Consider the following 1363-nt stretch of genomic DNA (forward strand, 5'->3'; position numbering starts at 1 on the left):
CCCGCCGTTCTGCGACGACTCGACCGCTGATTGAGAGACGCGATCCGATCGCTGTGTAAGGACAAGACGGCGTGGTCGTCGACCTACTCGATGTGTTGTGTGAACCTGGTGGAGGTGTTTGTGCCACAACAGCTTTGGTCCGGAGTGGACGCGGGGAAGACGGGGCACCACTGCGTGGTGATCGATCCCGACGGCACCCGGTGTCTGTCGCGGAAAGTGGTCAACGACGAGATTGAATTGACCGGACTCATCGACGAGGTTCTGGCGTTGACCGACGGAGGCGAGGTGACGTGGGCCATCGATCTCAACCATGGCGGGGCGGCTCTGCTGATCAGCCTGCTGCTGGGTCGTGGTCAGCGGCTGCTCTACATCCCCGGCCGCACCGTGTACCACGCGGCGGCCGGATACCGCGGCGACGGGAAAACCGACGCGAAGGACGCGGCGATCATCGCCGACCAGGCCCGCATGCGCCGCGACCTGCAACCCCTGCGGGCCGGTGACGAGATCGCGGTCGAGCTGCGCATCCTCTGCGCGGCCCGCACCGACCTGGTCTGCGATCGCACCCGAGCGATCAACCGGCTGCGAGCTGGCTTGCTGGAATACTTCCCCGCACTCGAGCGGGCATTCGACTACAGCACCTGCAAAGCGGCTCTTATCCTGCTCGCCGGTCACAACACCCCTGACGGGCTGCGCAGCCTCGGTGCGATCGGACTCGAAGCTTGGCTGCGAGAACACAAGGCGCGCAACGCATCCGCTGTCGCAGCCACCGCGATGACCGCCGCCGAGTCCCAGCGCACGATCGTGGCGGGCCAGGAGATCGGCGCGGCGATGGTCGCGCGCCTGGCGAAGGAGGTGATGCGGCTCGACAACGAGATCGGTGACACCGAGACATTGATCGAGCAGCGATTTCGCCGCCACCGCCACGCCGAGATCATCCTGAGCATGCCCGGCTTCGGACCCTTGCTCGGCGCGGAATTCCTCGCCGCGACCGGCGGCGACCTCGCGGTGTTCGACCGCTGCGATCGGCTGGCCGGCGTTGCCGGGCTTGCTCCGGTGCCACGCGACTCCGGTCGCGTCAGCGGCAATCTCAAACGGCCGCGGCGCTACGACCGCCGCTTGCTGCGCGCCTGCTACCTCGCAGCCATGATCGCCACCCGCCACGATCCAGCGTCCCGCACCTATTACGAGCGGAAACGCACCGAAGGTAAGCGGCACACCCAGGCCGTACTCGCCTTGGCCCGCCGCCGTCTCAACGTCCTGTGGGCCATGCTCCGCGACCACAAGACCTACCAGCCCGCCCCCGCAACCTGACCCCATCAGCAAACCCGGAAATCACCAGTAGGACTTGACAACCTCATTGAGA

General features: G+C 66.4%; 1 protein-coding gene. It reads left to right on the top strand.

Annotated elements, in window-relative coordinates; genetic code table 11:
* Positions 1-120 precede the first annotated feature (120 nt).
* The gene (locus IG65_RS0133915) at positions 121-1311 is read left to right on the top strand and encodes an IS110 family transposase (protein ID WP_197040028.1); all 1191 of its coding nucleotides are present in this window, start codon (positions 121-123) and stop codon (positions 1309-1311) included.
* Positions 1312-1363 lie beyond the last annotated feature (52 nt).

This window comes from Nocardia sp. NRRL WC-3656, from assembly GCF_000720265.1.
Taxonomy (GTDB): Bacteria; Actinomycetota; Actinomycetes; order Mycobacteriales; family Mycobacteriaceae; genus Nocardia; species Nocardia nova.